Here is a 15,331-nt window from a genome sequence, read left to right on the forward strand (position 1 = left end):
CATTAGTACTTTTTTCTGATTTGTGCACTTTTTTTGCACAGGGTTATGCACAGATCATAAATTTGAACTATAGTGGTAAGTTCCCGTAGATGGTTTTGAATTGTTGTCTGTATCGGATCTCACTTGGATCCAGTCGCTTTCTCTTCCTCTTTGATGCGACAGGCAGAGCCGCCGACAAGATCGAAACCCAACTCGCTTGGCGAGAGCTAGATGTTTGATTGGTCTGCTGGCGCATGCTAATTAATAGCCATAGGCCCTGGATAGTCCGCTGCGGCTATCCAGGGATATCCCCGCTAATCTTATTTCCCTTTTTATTCATCTATATAGTAATATCGACCCCATTCTTTTCTTATACCAATCAAAGTAAGTCATTGATGGGTATTACGTGCTTGCCAGCTTGGGATAGGCCCGACTGCCGCGCGAATTAACAGGGAGTTTAGTGAATGAAGAAGGCATTAGTGGCGGCGGCGATCTTCGCCATAGGCGCGGGGGGCTACTGGGCGATGCAACAGGCGCCTAAGTCGGTGGAGAATCAGCTATTGGCCTATGTGCCTGCCGATACACCGCTGTTTTCCGCGCAGTTTGAGCCTTTTCCAATAAAGGACTATATCGACGCGCTTCCCGAGGCGCAGAAGCAATATCCCGCAGAGATGAAGACCCTGCTGTCTGAGGATGATGATCCCAGAGCCCAGTTTATCTTCCGCGTACTGGAACGTTACTTCGACGCCTCGAAAGATGGCCAGCAGCTGATCGATACCTTCGGCCTACCCGAGAAGATCACCAGTTACTTCTATACCCTGGGCGTCTTGCCTGTGATCAAGCTGGATATCGCCAATCCAGATCATTTCTGGGCGGTGCTGGATAAGGCCGAAGCCGACAGCGGCCTGACCCACACGGCGAAGCAGCTGGGCGAGGTTAAGTACCGTGCCTATCGTCTCACCGACGAGGGCGAGAACGAGCGTGTGGATCTGGTGTTTGCCATCGACAAGGGCATGCTGACCCTGACGCTGGAAACCAGCTTCCTCGAGCCTGAGCTGCTTGAAACCGCACTGGGGCTAAAGCCGGTACAAGACTCGCTGGCCAAGGCCGGTACGGTCGATGAGATCATCAAGAAGCACGGCTTCAGCAAGGCGGGCGTCAGCTATATCAATCATCAGGAGTTAGTGAAGGCGATCACCACCCTGGATGCTAATCAGATGGCGCGTCAGCTGACCAAGATCTTTAAGTTGATTCATGATGATCCCTTCGTTGAGCTGCGCTCTCAAACCTGTCAAAGCGAGCTGGCCGGCATCGCCGCAAACTGGCCACGCACAGTGATCGGTTATACCGATTTTGAGGTGAAGAACAAGCGGGCCAAGATAGGCTTTAGCACTGTTATCGAGAGCAACAACCAGGTGATCCTCGGCGCCCTGAGTCAGATGCGCGGCTTTATTCCGGCCCATACCAAGCGCATAGACACTGGCGTGTTCTCCATGGCCCTTGGCCTGGATGTGAATCAGTTTGTGCCTAGCATCTCTAAGATCTGGGACGACCTGCTTACCCCAAGCTATCAGTGTGAGCCGCTGGCGCAGCTACAGGGTGAGATGGAAGGGCAGAGCCCGGCCATGCTGGGTATGTTTACCGGTATGGCTAACGGCGTGAAAGGGGTTTCCTTCTCGCTGCTGGATTACGCGCTGGAGCAAGACACACAGCAGATTTCGCTCAAGGATCTCGACGCCATCGCGACCCTGACGGCGGACGACCCGGCGACTCTGTTTAACATGGTCAAACCCTTTGCCCCCGAGCTGGCCAATGTCAATCTGCCTAGCGACGGTAGCACGGTCGATCTCGGCGCAGCGCTGCAACTGCCGCCATCCCTCGGGGTGAGAGCGCAGATGGCACTTAAGGGGCAACACCTGACCATCTACACGGGCGACAAGAGCCAGGCGATCGCCGACAAGCTGGCCGCTGAGAAACCAACGGCGAATGGCCTGTTTGCTATGACAGCCGATTACGCCAAGCTGTTCACCCCCGCCATGAACCTGATGGCCATGAGCGGCGAGCCTATTCCTGAGGAGCTGGAGGCGCTGAAAGATTATCGCACCCAGCTGAAGGTGGGGATGGATATCAATGCCAAGGGGATCGTCATCGACAGCCTGGTGGAGACCCGTAACGACTAAGGGTCATTCATCGTTGCAAATACGTCATGGCAAATAAAAAGCCCCGGGGCCTGAGCGCACGGGGCTTTTTTATCGCTACCTTTTTACTTACTCGGCCTTGGCGATGCCTAAGGCAGCCAGGTTGGCGGCGATATCTTCGGCGGCCGTCTTAGGATGAATGTCTTCATCTATCTTGAGTATGGTGCCGTCCTCGCCTATGTAGAAGGTGACTCGGCTGGCGACGCGCACCAGGTTGAGCACGTCATAGGCCTTGGCGGTTTCCTTGGTGGGGTCGCTGAGCATAGGGAAATCGGCCTTCTGCTCCTTGGCAAACTTCTGGTTGTCTTCGAGATCATCGACGCTGGCCATCATGTATACGGCCTTGTACTGACGGATAAGATCCCCTTTCTCCACCAGTGATTTGCACTCTAGCGTACAGCCTCGGGTATTGGCCATGGGGTACCAGGCCAGTACCAGGGTCTGTTTGCCCAGGTAATCGCTGAGCTGATAATAGTGGCCGTCGGTGGCTTGTAGGCGGAAATCTGGCGCCTTATCGCCCACCTTGAGATCGGTGGCGTTGGCCTGTGCGGCGAGAAGTAGGCTCAGGCCGAGCAGGAGTCTGGTGACTAACTTATTCATGTGTGGTCCTTTTTAGTTAGTTGTAGGGTTGGTTATATTAGCTACTTGTATTAGTTACTTGTATTCGTTGAAGTCGGCGCCTGGCTGTCTGTATCCGGCGTAAACAGGGCGATCAGGTTTTCCCAGTAGACGACATCATCCAGCGACTGCTCGATATCTGGCTGAGTCGGCACACCAGATAGCGCCTTGCCCGTGGCATCATATACCTGGGTGGCGTTGAAACTGATCTTAAAGCCGCTGTTTGGCAGGGTGAGCTGCTGCTTTCTGCCATATTCCCCCCGCGTCGGCTCACCCACCACTAAGGTATCTGGCCAGGTCTTGGCGAAGTGGGCGATCCACTGGCACTGCTGACGACAATCAGGGCCAATCAGCAACATTAACTTACCCCGTTTAGGGCGGGGAAGATACGTCCAGGGGAGGCTGGCCAGGTGCCAAAACTTGGCCTGCCAGGGGCTAAAACTGGGTTCCTCTTCGGGCAGGTGTGGGCGTAGCAGTTCCAGCTGTAACTGCTCCGCCTGACTCAGGCTAGCGGGTGGCAGGAAGCCTAAGGGCTTGAGGTAGTCGCTGCGCAGGTTAGGCCCCTTCTTGTAGCGTGCCACCGCCTGCAAGGAGTCTGGCCAGCCCGCCAGTAGCGGCGGCCTGATGTCCGGGCTGAATGTCTGGGCCAGCAGTTTGAGGAGTTCATCTCCTGCGCCATAAGCCTGGCGCAGGTCCAATATGGTGACAGGGCTGGTCAGCGAGCGCTTGAGACGCTGCCCTAGGGGGCTGCCTGGATTGAAGCTCGACAGGTCATGGAGGCTAAACACCCCGTGCAGGTCGGCACTGACCTGCTCATTGTCATTGCTACTGAGCGCCTGAGGTGGCTTGCTGGTCAGCGCCAGGCTAACCTGGTGGCCGTTGCCCTCCTCATTGCTCAGGGTGAGGCGGCAGCGCTCGCTGGGTGCCAGGCCTATCTCGCGCCTGAGCATGGTGATCATCGTAAGATACCTTGCCTGTTCGCTTACCGTGTCGGCCAGGCTGGGGGGCAGAAAGCCCTGGGTGGCTGCTACCCAGAGGGCGATGGGCAGGCCATCGATATGGGTGATAAAGGGTGCCTCACTGTCCAGTGGGCTATTGTCCTGAGTCAGCGCCAGCCATTTATCGTCTAACTTGCGCAGCTTGATCGGCAGATAGGCTTGGGCGGTGACACCCTCGAGCCGAGCGCTGGGATCGTCTATTGCCGTCAGTATCTTAAGCAGTTGCTGGGCAAACAGCTGACGCTCACCGCCCAGGGGCAGCTGGCCCTGGGCCTTGTTGATCTGGGTATCCAGGCTCACTAAGCGCTGAGGGGAAGCGGCCGCGCTGGCGGAGTATTGACTGAGATGCTGTTGCAGGTAGTTAAGATCAGACAGCATCTCCCGCGCCGAGAGCTGCGGCTTGGGCGGCTCCTCGCGCAGGGCGATCACCGTCAGCTGGATGCAGCTCAGCAACATGATGAGGCCGAAGCCATTGATGATGCTTTGGTGTCCGAATTTCATTCTACTTCCTAATGCGAGCGGCGGGCATAGCGCGCCGCCTATGGTTAGAGAATGTCGTTGATCGCGAAACCTATGCCGATCCGCTGGGTATGGGCGTTGTAGTCGATAAGACTCTCGCCATAGCCATTAAAATATTGCGTATAGAGACGCAGATTGCCAATGATGGGATAGCTCCAGGTAAACTCCACCGCGCCGCGGTTAGGGCTCTCTAGGTTATTGCGCAGCATCAGCGAGAACCTGTGTTTGTCTACGCCATAGACTCCCATGAGCTCGAAGTTGCCCATGTAATCCAGGATATCAGGGTTATCGTCTCCCTTGGCGGAATCTGGGGTTTCTTTCTCATCTTCCGGAATCCGCCACCACACCTTGGCAGCGAGGGCAAAGGGGCCGCTATCGAACACCATGGTGCCATAGATACGGTTCCAGCTGCGGGAGAGATCACCCGATTTGCCGTTGGACTGATGCACGGCGCCGACGCCCCAGAAGGAGTTGGTTAGCGGACCTATCTGCCAGTCGTTGTTGAACAGCATGAAGATCTCTGGCTCATGGTTGGTTTCGCGAAACGGCGAGGAGATATCCTTGTTATACACCTGCCAGTAAGACTGGTTGGTGTAGGCGAAAAACAGGTGGCCGTTGTCGCCGAAGACGTTATACATCAAGGGAAACTTAAAGCTAATCTGAAACTTGGCTTCCAGGTTATCGATTTCCGAGTTGTTCTTGGCCAGCTCGTCGGCAAAGGGATCCATGTTAGGCGAGTTATTATAGGTCACGGGCAAGATGTAGTTGACCTTGTGCGGCGTGATCACGAAGGGCCTCTCCGAGGTGGCCAGCTCATCTTCGACGCGCTGGTCCAGCAGCGAGCTATCCTCTGTGGTTTTCTTCTCTTCAGTGGGCTCGGCGCCCAGGCAGGTTGCAGGCAGTGAACATAGGGTGATCAGGGGAAGCCATTTAAGGTATTGGGTGGTTTGCATCCTTGTTTCCTCTCGTGTCGCAAGCTTAGCGCGTCGTCTCCAATCTAGGCTATGTTGTAACATTTGAGCCCGCCGCGCGCACCTATTTTAATTCTGTCTATTTGATTTGTTTCATGAAAATCTCGCCAAACCCCACTAATAACTAAAAAGAATAAAACCTAATAAACTTCTATTTTTTATGGAATAAGAATGACGCTATATTAACCTCATCACTATTGTATGAGTTGCGGATATGGAACTATTTACTCTACCCGGGCAACAGGCACAGGGCAAAGTCTGGCTTGTGGGCGCCGGTCCTGGCGACATTGAGCTGTTAACGCTCAAGGCCTACCGTATCCTGAAGAAGGCCGATGTGGTCTTGTTCGACGCCTTGGTGAGCGATGAGATTTTGGCATTGGCGCCGAAAGAGGCGGAGCTGATCGCCGTGGGCAAGCGCGCCGGTAAACACAGCGCCGCCCAGGAGGAGATCAACCAGCTCTTGGTGACCAAGGCTTATACCCGCAAGAATGTGGTGCGTCTCAAGGGGGGCGACCCCTTCATCTTCGGCCGTGGTGGCGAAGAGCTGGAGACCTTGGTAGAGGCCGGGGTGGAGTTCGAAGTGGTGCCAGGCATCACGGCGGCCAGCGGCACCTCTGCCTACGCAGGTATTCCCCTGACCCACAGGGATCATGCCCAGGGAGTCACCTTTATTACCGGTCACTGCAAGTTAGAGAGCCGCCCCATGGACTGGCAGTCCTATGCCAACAGCGCCAATACGCTAGTGGTCTACATGGGGATCCTCAACGCCGCCAGCATTCAACATGGGCTTATCTCGGCTGGGCGATCGCCCAAGACCCCGGTGGCCATCATCTCAAAGGCGACTACGGCGGCGCAGCAGCGATTTATCGGCACCCTAGGTGAACTGGCGGAACTGGCTGCGGATCCGGCACTGGAGATGCCGGCGCTGATGCTCATAGGTGAGGTGGTTGGCCTGGCCGATAGCCTGCACTGGTTCAACCCAGAGACCAGCCCTAAGACCCTGGATGCGGCGCTGAAGCAGTCGCTGGGCCAGTAATCTACTTTTCAGTATTCTACTTTAAAGTCTTTCTTGAATAGTGCCTGCAGCGCGCGGGCGTACTCTTCATCTGCCTTGGGGCGCACCAGCTGCGCCAATTCGTCGCCGGTCGGCGTCAGTCGATAATAGCTAAACACCAGATGGCCGTGCTTTGGCGTCAGCGTCATGCGTTTGCCCGACAGGGTAAAGCTGATAGGGTTCTTGGCGTTGAGCTGGCCCGTCTCAAACTCGCTCCTGTGCAGAAGGCCCGCATCTACCAGGGTGAGCACAGAGGAGTAGGGCAGACCAAATTGCGACAGGGCGATCTGGGTCGTATCCGTCTTGCGAAACAGCTGGCCTATGCCACCGGCGTGGCGAAAGCCGATCACCAGCTTGAGCTTAGATTCGTTGTTGAAGGTGACTGCCATTCCCAGGGCCTTCTCGAACATCTGCGCCTCTTTGTGGGTCAACTGCTTCAGGGTCGCCAGACTCCTGAGGCTAAAGCTGCCTGGGCTGGTGATCTCATTGGCCAGGATCCGTCCCCACAGGGCCTGCATGTTGCGGTTGTGGATCTGCTCCGCCAGCTGAAAGAACTGGTGGACCCAGTCGGGATCGAGATCGGCCCCGGTCACATCCGATGGCGTGTGGGAGAGGGCGATGGCGTAGATGTTTTCCAGGTTAGCCTGATACTGGCTGGCGAGCTTGCGCAGGCGATGGTCCGAGCGCTCGGCCACAGAGGCCTGAGAGGGACGGTAATCCTCATCGCTGCTCAGACCGATAAGGCGCCCAAGCAGCAGGGCCTTGCGGCGGGCAGATACATCGGGTTGATTGGACCCTGAATTGGATAGCTTAACGATCTCGGCCATAATCTTTTCTTGTGAATAATCTTATCTTGTAAATAGTCTTATCTTGTAAATAGTCTTATCTAGTGAGTGACACTATTGTCTGATTCTATCTGAATTTCGCCCTAGGCCCTAGGCCTTAGCCCCAACCCCTAGTTTCAAGCGTTGGCCGGCCAGTTGACATGCTTGTCCTGGGCCGGATGGCGCGGAATGTTGAAGGCCAGCACCAGTGAGCAGAGGGCGAAGCCTGCCCCGATAAAGAACACCCACTTGTTGGAGTAGAGCCAGAGCATCCCCAGCAGCGCCGGGATCACCACGGCCGCGATATGATTGATGGTGAAGCTGACCGACATGGTGGCGGCGATATCCTTGGGCTCGGCGATCTTCTGGAAATAGGTCTTGATGGCGATGGCCATGGCAAACAGCAGATGATCCAGCACATAGAGCACGGCCGCCATCTCCGCCTGCTGCACGAAGGCGTAGCTGGTGAAGATCACTATCAGGCCCACATACTCTATCATCAGGGCGTTGCGCTCGCCGATGCGGCCGATAAAGCGGCCAATGGCGGGGGCGAACAGCAGGTTGACCACATAGTTGATCAGGAAGAGGGCAGTGATCTGGCTGACGCTATAACCAAACTTCTCCACCATCATGAAGCCGGCGAACACCATGAAGATCTGTCGCCGCGCGCCAGAGAAGAAGGTCAACAGGTAGTAGAGCCAGTAGCGTCGTCTGAGGATCACCTTCTTGTGTTGCACCTCGCCCTGGGGAAACTGCGGGAAATAGAGGCTCAGGGCGATCACCATCAGTAGGCCCAGGCCCCCTATGATGGCGTACATCCACTGATAATCCAGCTGCAGATAGGTCATCACCACCCAGATGCTACCATAGCCTGTGAGGGCTGCCGCCGAGCGCCAGGCCAGCGCCTTGCCCATGAAGCCTGCGGTATCGGCCTTGTCGACCCATTGCAGGGTGAGGGACTGATTGATGGTCTCGTAGTAGTGAAAGCCCACCGACATGAGAATGGTGGTCAGATAGAGCCCCAGCACCTGGGGAAAGAAGCCTGTGATGCCCACCCCTATGGTCAGCAGGGCGAGGGAGACCAGGGCGAAGGTCTGTTCCTTGAGCAGCAGTAAGATGAAGATGGCAGTAAAGGCCAGAAATCCAGGCACCTCCCGCAGGCTCTGTAGTATGCCTATCTCGGCGCCGGTAAAGCTGGCCCGCTCGATGACGAAGTTGTTCAGCAGCACCTGCCACACAGAAAACACCAAGGACATCACGAAGGTCATCAGCAGTAGGAGGGTTTGGGGGTTCTTCTTTAACATTCCATTGGCTTCCAGTCTTTCCCGGGGCGATCAGTCTACCCCATAGCTTGGGCGCTACAAACTGGTTTCAATCATTACGCCCTAGCATGCCTTGTCAACAATTTGTTATTAACAAATGTAAATTGTAATGCAAATAATTCTCATTTGAAATATTGTGCCCGCAATTTAACGGGGGATGCTGTTTATTCAGCATGGAGAGAAGATGACACTGAAATTAACCACCTTAGGGATGGCAATCGCCGGCTTGCTGGCGGGCAATGCCTATGCCGACACTCAACTAAATAACACAACCAATACCGCGACCAATACCGCCACCTTAGCCGAGTCGATCACCAGGCAGGAGCAGGCGCTTATCCAGCTGAAACAGGAGCTGGCTCAGCTTAAGGCGCAGCAGGCCGACAAACAGACAGAGAAACAGGCCGAGCAAAAGATTGACCGACAGGCACTGACCAAGGCAGTACAGGAGCAGGTTGCTCTGGAGGCCGCTAACAGCCCCTGGAGCCGCTTCAAGTTTGAATCCTACGGCAGCATGAATTACACCAGCGACGAGTATTTCGATAACGTGCAGGACACCTCGCCCGAGCGTCGCGGCCGTCTGGATCTGGAGCGGATCGTCACCGAATTTGGCTACCAGTTCAACGACGAGTGGGACATGGAGGTGGAGATCGAATATGAGCATGGCGGCACGGGCAGCGCCCTGGAATATGACGGTTTCGACGAGTTTGGCGAGTTCGAGTCGGAGGTCGAAGCCGGCGGTGAGGTGATGATCGAGAAGGCCCAGCTCAGGTATCGCCCGAGTAAAGCCTTCGGCGTCAAGTTCGGTAACATACATCTGCCGGTGGGCCTCTCCAGCATGCTGCACAAGCCTAACCAGTATCTGACCGTACTGCGTCACCGCAGCGAGGCGGCCATGTTACCCGCCGTGTGGAACGAGACGGGTATCGGCATCTTCGGCGACCTGGGGGATTTTCACTATCAGGCTCAAGTAGTTAGTGGCCTCAACTCAGAGTATTTCCGCACCTACGACTGGATAGCATCCGGCCATCAAAAGCGATTCGAGCACATTAACGCCGACGAGCTGGCCTATGTGCTGCGCCTGGATTACGGCAGCTTCAAACAGCCAGGTCTGGCCCTGGGCGCCGCCTACTACTATGGCAACACCAGCGGTAATCGCCACAAGAGCAACAAGTTGGCCGGTGATGGCAGCGTGAGCCTGCTGGCGCTGTCCGGTGCCTATGTGGATGGCCCTTGGATACTGCGTGGACAGTACCTGCAGGGCACCCTGGATGATGCCGATGCGATCACTCAGGCCAACAAGACCACCCCGGGCCTCAAGCCAGGCAACTTCGCCCAGCTGGGCAGCAAGGCCGAATCCTTCTTCGTCGAGGCGGGGCTGGATCTCAACCACTTCTTCTCTGTGCCGCTGACAGTGTTTGCCAACCTGGATTACGCCAACCCGCTGAGTGAGGTGGAAACCGGTACGGCCACCAAGCGCTATGAGAACACCTGGACCAGCGTCGGTATCAACTATTCGCCGATCCCCGAGATAGTGATCAAGGCCGAGGGCGGCCTGCATCAGGTGGCGGTGGCTGCCATCCCGGATACCCATTTCTTTGCCCTGGGCGTGGGCTATCAATTCTCGCTCTAACGGCGGACAACTTTGATTTTTATGGAGAGACAGATGAAACACTTTAAATATGGCGCGATCGCATTGGCACTCATTTCAACTCTGGCCGCCTGTGGTGGTTCGGGCAGCGACGAGCCCGAGGTCGTGGTGCCCGAGACAGGTTTTAGTTTCGATGCCGACGCCCTGATCGTCAACCTGAGCGACGAGGTGATCGTCAAGGGTTACAGCACACTGGCAGATCGCGGTGAGGCGCTGCTGCAGGCCACCCAGACCCTGGTTGCCACTCCGACCCAGGCAAATCTTGAGGCGGCGCAGTCGGCCTGGAAGGCGGCCCGCCAGCCCTGGGAGCAGGGCGAGTCACACATCTTTGGCCCGGTGGACTCTCTGGGGATCGACCCACACCTGGATAGCTGGCCGCTGAACACCACAGATCTTAAGACGGTCCTAATCAACAGCAGCGGCTTCGATGCCGAGACCATCAAGGGCTGGAACGATGACGTGCAGGGCTTCCACACCATGGAGTTTCTGCTGTTCGGTGACGGCATAGACGACAACGTCAAGCAGATCGACGAGTTGACCGCCAATGAGCGCGACTATCTCATGGGACTGGCCGAGGTGTTTCGCGACTACACCAAGCAGCTGGCCGATGCCTGGCAGGTCAGCCATGACGGTCAGAGCGGCAAGGCCTATGGCGAGTTGCTGAAATCGCCGGGCATCGATGGTAATACCTTCTACAGCTCACAGGTGGGTGTGTTGGAGGAGCTGATCAAGGGGATGATCGGCATAGTCGATGAGGTCGGCAATGGTAAGATCGCCGACCCCTTCGGTGGCTCGCTGGCCAGCGCCGACACCTCAAAGGTGGAGTCGCAATACTCCTGGAACTCGCTGACCGACTTTAGCGACAACATCATAGGGGTACGTAACGTCTATCAGGGCGAGTTCACCGGCGAAGCCGACAAGCAGGGGATCATCGACTTCGTGCGCGCCGCGGACAGCGAGCTGGCTAGCCGGGTCGCCGCCGAGATAGACGCTGCCATCTTGCAGATCCGCGCCATCGAAGGCACAGATAAGATGCCGTTCCGTCAGGCGATAAAAGATGAGGCGGGCCGTGAGCGCATCCAGAAGGCGGTCGATGCCCTGGCCACCCTGCAGGCGAGCCTGGAAAACCAGGTGTTGCCGCTACTCAAAGAGTGGAAGGTATAAGGCCAGTTAAGAAGAGAGCCCAGGCTCTCTTTTTCTTGCCTATATAACCCTATAAAAATAAAGGCTAAATGGCAAAAGGCCCATTTAGCCCGACTGCAATAAAGTGTGATAAAGATGATGAATTGCTTAACCAAACCCTCCGCCCTGTTGGCGGCCTTGACCCTGGCTCAGACATTGGCGCTAAGCGGCTGTGGCGGCTCGGGTGATGAGATAGAAGTGCCAGAGCCCGAGAAGCAGTATCCCGACTATACCCAGGTGACGGCATTGGGCGGTGATACCACCACCTTCGATGCCTCGAGTTCGGGCCACGGCTACTCGACGCCGGCGCTGAATCTTAACCAGACTCAGCTCGCCCAGCACCTAAGCGGCGACCTGAATTTTGAGACCGCCTTTACCACGGCGCCCAACGAGGAGCATCCCGAGCTCGACGGCCTGGGGCCAGTGTTCAACAACGCCGACTGTAACTCCTGCCATCAGCGCGACGGTCGTAACTCGACGCCGATAGTGCCCGCAGGGCAAGCGCGCATCAAGCTCGGCTCCGAGGCGGGGATCTTCCTGCGTATCAGCAAGGCGCCGGACCAGCCCTGCCTGGAAGGTACGTCTGAGAACAACTACTGCGCGCCTATCCCTGTGCCAAACTTTGGCACTCAGCTGTTTCACCGCGGGGTGCTTAAGGCCAGGGAAGATTGGCAGCAGAACCTGTTCGGCGGTCAGGCGGATGTCTACCTCTCCTACGAGCTAAAGACGGTAACCTATCCCGACGGCACCGAGGTGACGCTGAAAAGACCACTGTTTGCGGTGGAGAACCCCTTCGATGCGCCGGGTGAGAGCCTCAACAGCAGCAATGTCACCTCTGAGCTTTTGCAGGGCGATGTCTTGATGGGCTGGCGAAACGGCATGCCTGTGTTTGGTCTTGGGCTGCTGGAGGCGATTCCCGAGGCGAGTATTCTGGCGCTGGTGGATGAAAACGATGCCGACGGCGACGGTATCTCAGGACGGGCAAACTATGTGTTCGACGCCGTCAAGGCGCAGCGCGGCGAGAGCCATCCCGTCTCTTTGGGGCGTTTCGGCTGGAAGGCCAACACCCCCAGCGTGCGGGTGCAGTCATTGGGCGCGCTGCGCGGCGATATAGGGATCACCAATTCTCTGTTTCCCGAGGAGAGCATAGCGGGCACCAGCATGCATGACAGCTACCTAACCCGCACCGGGTTTGTCGATACCGGCAGCGGCGTCGACGGTGAGCCGGAGGCGAGCGCCGAGTTCAGCGACGACGTGGTCTTCTACGCCGAGACCCTGGCGGTGCCGGCGAGGCGGCAGGTGGATGATGTTAAGGTGAGGGAAGGGGCGCGCCTGTTCGAGCAGGTCAATTGCAGCGGTTGTCATCAGCCCAAGTTTGTCACCAAGAGCAATGGCGAGATCGGCGGCCTGCCCATGATAGAGGCCCTCAAGGGGCAGACCATCTATCCCTTCAGCGACATGTTGCTCCATGACATGGGCGAAGGCCTGAGTGACGCTCGCCCTGACTTCCTGGCGAGCGGCAGTGAGTGGCGCACCCGGCCGCTTTGGGGCATAGGCCTGACCCAGACGGTCAACCCCCAGGCGGGCTTCTTGCACGATGGCCGCGCGGCGAGTGTGGAGGAGGCGATCCTCTGGCATGGCGGCGAGGCCCAGGCCAGTACCGATAAGTTTATGGCCCTGAGCCAAGCGGAGCGCTCGCAACTGCTGGCCTTCGTGATGTCCCTCTAAGGGTAAGAAAGGCGATGGGGAGCGCGGTCTAGGCCGCGCTTTTTTATGACAAAATGTATCCAGGAGGCAATTTGTGACCTCGGTAAACTTAAGCCGGATTTTGCCCTTAGTCCTCGTGATCTGTTTCAATTAAATATTGCCCGATTTCCCCTATCATGGTGCTATAGCAAGAGTTAAGTCGACTTAGGGGCCTTCGTGAGCAAAATATTAATCATCTATTCCAGTGTGCATGGGCAGACCCGTAAGCTGTGCGATTTCATGCAGCGCGAGCTCGAGGCGCTGGAACATAGTGTCACCTGCGCCAGCATAGATAACCCGCCAGCCCTGGAAGGGTTCGATAAGATAGTCCTGGGCGCCAGCATTCGTCATGGCAAGCATAATCCCAGGGTGTATGACTTCATTCGCGAGAACATCAAGGTGTTGCAGGAGAAGGCCAGCAGTTTCTTTTCGGTGAGCCTGGTGGCGCGCAAGCCCGCCAAGAATACTCCAGAGACAAATCCCTATATGCAGGCATTTTTGGCCAAGTCGCCCTGGCAGCCTAAGCTCTTGGCGGTGTTTGGTGGTAACCTGGATTATCAGGGCTATAACGCCCTGGATCGCAACATCATACGCTTCATCATGTGGATCACTAAGGGACCGACGGCGCCGGATACCAAGGTCGAGTACACCGACTGGGATAAGGTGAAACATTATGCTCAGCAGGTCGATGCGCTCTAGTATTGCGTGCTTAAGTAAATTCCAAGCGTAAACATAGTGTGAGCCATATCAAGGGGAGAGCAAGATGAAGACACTGACCAAGCTGCGCGAGGTGCTGGAGACCTATCAGCATCTGTTTGTCATTCTGTTAACCCTGTTTCTGGTGGGCACCAGCGGCTGGCTCATGATGGGACGGGCGCTGCGGGCTAACGCCTCGGTCTGGGATATCCTGCATGTCTACCTCGGGCTGCTGGCGGGGATCTTCTCGGTCACCATGTTGGCGATAAACCTGATGCGCGGTCAGTGGCGACAATATTTTCCCTATCTGGTGGGCGACTTTACCCAGCTGAGTAACGATGTGTGTGGCCTGAAGCGGGGCAAGTTGCCCCTGGCCGGTGGCCGCGGCCTGTTTAGCGTGGTCGAGGGGATAGGCATGCTGCTGTTTGTGGCGGTATCCGTTACCGGCTTGATGTGGTTTCTCACCCAGGGCAGCAGCGAAGCCCTCAACTGGCGTAGCTATCATCACAGCCTGGCCCATGGCTTCATCGTCTTCATGGTGATCCACGCCCTGTTTGCCCTGTCGCACCTGCTGGACTTTATTCGTCGCTAGGCCAGTGCTAAGCCAGTACTAGGCCAGTGCCAGCGCCCGCGGGAGTTTAAGCGCCGCAAGACAAGGTTAGATTTGATCACTCCTCGTCGATTAACTGCTCGATAAACCAGTTGCCCGCTTGGCCCAGTCCCTCCTGCCAGATGAGATCTATGGGCCAGTGATTGCCCTGCTTACCATAATCGAAGTTCAGATCCTTAAGCTTGCCCTCCTCGATAAGCGGCCTAGCAAGCGCCTGTGGATACATGGCAAAACCACAGCCCGCCAACAGTAGCTCCCGCAGTTGGTAGAAGCGCTCGACGGTCACCAGCTTGCAGGAGTAGCGCATCACCTCCAGGTAATGGGGCAGTATGATGTTACCCGCTGGTGGCATCAGCTGGTGATGGTGATCGAAGTCTTCCAGCTCGGGGGCACTCCTCAGTTGCGCCAGCGGATGTTGGGGCGCGCTCACCAGCAGCCATTTAATGCTGTTGATGGATTGTATGTTGACCCCCCTGAGATTCACCAGGCGATTAGGCGCAATAATGATATCGCACTGCAGATTCTGCCAGTCCAGGGTTTCCGCCTCGACTATGTTGATTTCCAGATCTGGGTAGCGCGCCGCCAGCTCGCCGATGAGCCGGGTGTATTCGGGGTAACAGGTATAGGGATGCAGGCAGATGGAGAGCTGGCTCTCTATTCCTTCGCTCATCATCTGCGCCTGACGTTCCATGGCGATAAGCTTGGGCAGTATCTCCAGCGCCTTCACATAGAGGCGTTTGCCCTCTTGGGTGAGCTGTGGCTTCTTACCGCCATGGCGCTCGAACAGGGTCAGCTCAAGATCAAACTCCAGATGTTGTATCGCCTTGTTGACTGCGGCGACACTGACCCCCAACTCCTTGGCGGCGCTGGAAAAGCTGCCATGCTGGGCTACGGAAACCAGGTATTGCAATCTCTCTGTGGTGATGATCATCGGCGAACCTTTAACTTTAGGTTTATAGTTCTTAG

General features: G+C 56.4%; 13 protein-coding genes. 7 read left to right on the plus strand and 6 right to left on the minus strand.

Going from position 1 to position 15,331, the window contains the following annotated elements:
* The first annotated feature begins 443 nt into the window (after positions 1-443).
* Positions 444-2,159: a hypothetical protein gene (locus tag K0H81_RS03475; protein WP_220059901.1), complete on the plus strand. Its 1,716-nt coding sequence runs from the start codon at positions 444-446 to the stop codon at positions 2,157-2,159.
* Between the two features lie 87 nt (positions 2,160-2,246).
* Here K0H81_RS03475 and K0H81_RS03480 read toward each other — a convergent pair whose 3' ends face one another.
* Genes K0H81_RS03480 through K0H81_RS03490 form a run of 3 tightly spaced genes read right to left on the minus strand, consistent with a single transcriptional unit; the run spans position 2,247 to position 5,265 of the window.
* The gene (locus tag K0H81_RS03480) at positions 2,247-2,777 is read right to left on the minus strand and encodes a peroxiredoxin family protein (protein WP_011864475.1); all 531 of its coding nucleotides are present in this window, start codon (positions 2,775-2,777) and stop codon (positions 2,247-2,249) included.
* A gap of 50 nt (positions 2,778-2,827) precedes the next feature.
* The gene (locus K0H81_RS03485; RefSeq protein ID WP_220059902.1) at positions 2,828-4,294 is read right to left on the minus strand and encodes a S41 family peptidase; all 1,467 of its coding nucleotides are present in this window, start codon (positions 4,292-4,294) and stop codon (positions 2,828-2,830) included.
* Between the two features lie 44 nt (positions 4,295-4,338).
* The gene (locus K0H81_RS03490; protein ID WP_220059903.1) at positions 4,339-5,265 is read right to left on the minus strand and encodes a phospholipase A; all 927 of its coding nucleotides are present in this window, start codon (positions 5,263-5,265) and stop codon (positions 4,339-4,341) included.
* Between the two features lie 232 nt (positions 5,266-5,497).
* On the opposite strand from K0H81_RS03490, the gene cobA reads away from it, so the two are divergent.
* Positions 5,498-6,319, plus strand: a complete 822-nt coding sequence (gene cobA, locus K0H81_RS03495) for a uroporphyrinogen-III C-methyltransferase (RefSeq protein ID WP_220059904.1) — start codon at positions 5,498-5,500, stop codon at positions 6,317-6,319.
* Between the two features lie 8 nt (positions 6,320-6,327).
* Here the strand turns inward: cobA and K0H81_RS03500 are convergent, their stop codons facing one another.
* Together K0H81_RS03500 and K0H81_RS03505 are read right to left on the minus strand one after the other, a co-directional pair.
* Positions 6,328-7,164, minus strand: coding sequence for a TIGR03899 family protein (locus K0H81_RS03500; protein ID WP_220059905.1), 837 nt, complete (start codon positions 7,162-7,164; stop codon positions 6,328-6,330).
* Between the two features lie 134 nt (positions 7,165-7,298).
* A complete protein-coding gene (locus K0H81_RS03505; RefSeq protein WP_220059906.1) occupies positions 7,299-8,465 on the minus strand; it encodes an MFS transporter in 1,167 nt (388 codons plus the stop codon).
* A gap of 202 nt (positions 8,466-8,667) precedes the next feature.
* On the opposite strand from K0H81_RS03505, the gene K0H81_RS03510 reads away from it, so the two are divergent.
* From K0H81_RS03510 to K0H81_RS03530, 5 genes are all read left to right on the plus strand, one after another.
* The gene (locus K0H81_RS03510; RefSeq protein ID WP_220059907.1) at positions 8,668-10,113 is read left to right on the plus strand and encodes a hypothetical protein; all 1,446 of its coding nucleotides are present in this window, start codon (positions 8,668-8,670) and stop codon (positions 10,111-10,113) included.
* Between the two features lie 33 nt (positions 10,114-10,146).
* Positions 10,147-11,295, plus strand: coding sequence for an imelysin family protein (locus K0H81_RS03515; protein WP_220059908.1), 1,149 nt, complete (start codon positions 10,147-10,149; stop codon positions 11,293-11,295).
* A 114-nt stretch (positions 11,296-11,409) separates the two neighbouring features.
* Positions 11,410-13,041 carry a di-heme oxidoredictase family protein gene (locus K0H81_RS03520; RefSeq protein WP_220059909.1) on the plus strand — a complete coding sequence of 544 codons (1,632 nt, stop codon included), beginning with the start codon at positions 11,410-11,412 and terminating at the stop codon, positions 13,039-13,041.
* Between the two features lie 195 nt (positions 13,042-13,236).
* Entirely contained in the window at positions 13,237-13,758 is a 522-nt protein-coding gene (gene hemG / locus K0H81_RS03525; protein ID WP_144199574.1) for a menaquinone-dependent protoporphyrinogen IX dehydrogenase, read from the plus strand.
* Between the two features lie 64 nt (positions 13,759-13,822).
* Positions 13,823-14,347, plus strand: a complete 525-nt coding sequence (locus K0H81_RS03530; protein ID WP_011864485.1) for a cytochrome b/b6 domain-containing protein — start codon at positions 13,823-13,825, stop codon at positions 14,345-14,347.
* Between the two features lie 76 nt (positions 14,348-14,423).
* On the opposite strand, the gene K0H81_RS03535 is transcribed toward K0H81_RS03530, so the two are convergent.
* The gene (locus K0H81_RS03535) at positions 14,424-15,296 is read right to left on the minus strand and encodes a LysR family transcriptional regulator (protein WP_220059910.1); all 873 of its coding nucleotides are present in this window, start codon (positions 15,294-15,296) and stop codon (positions 14,424-14,426) included.
* Between the last annotated feature and the right edge of the window lie 35 nt (positions 15,297-15,331).

The organism is Shewanella halotolerans, assembly GCF_019457535.1.
Taxonomy (GTDB): Bacteria; Pseudomonadota; Gammaproteobacteria; order Enterobacterales; family Shewanellaceae; genus Shewanella; species Shewanella halotolerans.

Excerpts from the sequence above, each read along its gene's own strand:
- K0H81_RS03490 (WP_220059903.1), bottom strand. The coding sequence starts at position 5,265 with ATGCAAACCACCCAATACCTTAAATGGCTTCCCCTGATCACCCTATGT.
- K0H81_RS03520 (WP_220059909.1), top strand. The coding sequence starts at position 11,410 with ATGATGAATTGCTTAACCAAACCCTCCGCCCTGTTGGCGGCCTTGACC.
- K0H81_RS03515 (WP_220059908.1), top strand. The coding sequence starts at position 10,147 with ATGAAACACTTTAAATATGGCGCGATCGCATTGGCACTCATTTCAACT.
- K0H81_RS03485 (WP_220059902.1), bottom strand. The coding sequence starts at position 4,294 with ATGAAATTCGGACACCAAAGCATCATCAATGGCTTCGGCCTCATCATG.
- cobA (WP_220059904.1), top strand. The coding sequence starts at position 5,498 with ATGGAACTATTTACTCTACCCGGGCAACAGGCACAGGGCAAAGTCTGG.
- K0H81_RS03535 (WP_220059910.1), bottom strand. The coding sequence starts at position 15,296 with ATGATCATCACCACAGAGAGATTGCAATACCTGGTTTCCGTAGCCCAG.
- K0H81_RS03530 (WP_011864485.1), top strand. The coding sequence starts at position 13,823 with ATGAAGACACTGACCAAGCTGCGCGAGGTGCTGGAGACCTATCAGCAT.
- K0H81_RS03500 (WP_220059905.1), bottom strand. The coding sequence starts at position 7,164 with ATGGCCGAGATCGTTAAGCTATCCAATTCAGGGTCCAATCAACCCGAT.
- K0H81_RS03480 (WP_011864475.1), bottom strand. The coding sequence starts at position 2,777 with ATGAATAAGTTAGTCACCAGACTCCTGCTCGGCCTGAGCCTACTTCTC.
- K0H81_RS03510 (WP_220059907.1), top strand. The coding sequence starts at position 8,668 with ATGACACTGAAATTAACCACCTTAGGGATGGCAATCGCCGGCTTGCTG.
- K0H81_RS03505 (WP_220059906.1), bottom strand. The coding sequence starts at position 8,465 with ATGTTAAAGAAGAACCCCCAAACCCTCCTACTGCTGATGACCTTCGTG.
- K0H81_RS03475 (WP_220059901.1), top strand. The coding sequence starts at position 444 with ATGAAGAAGGCATTAGTGGCGGCGGCGATCTTCGCCATAGGCGCGGGG.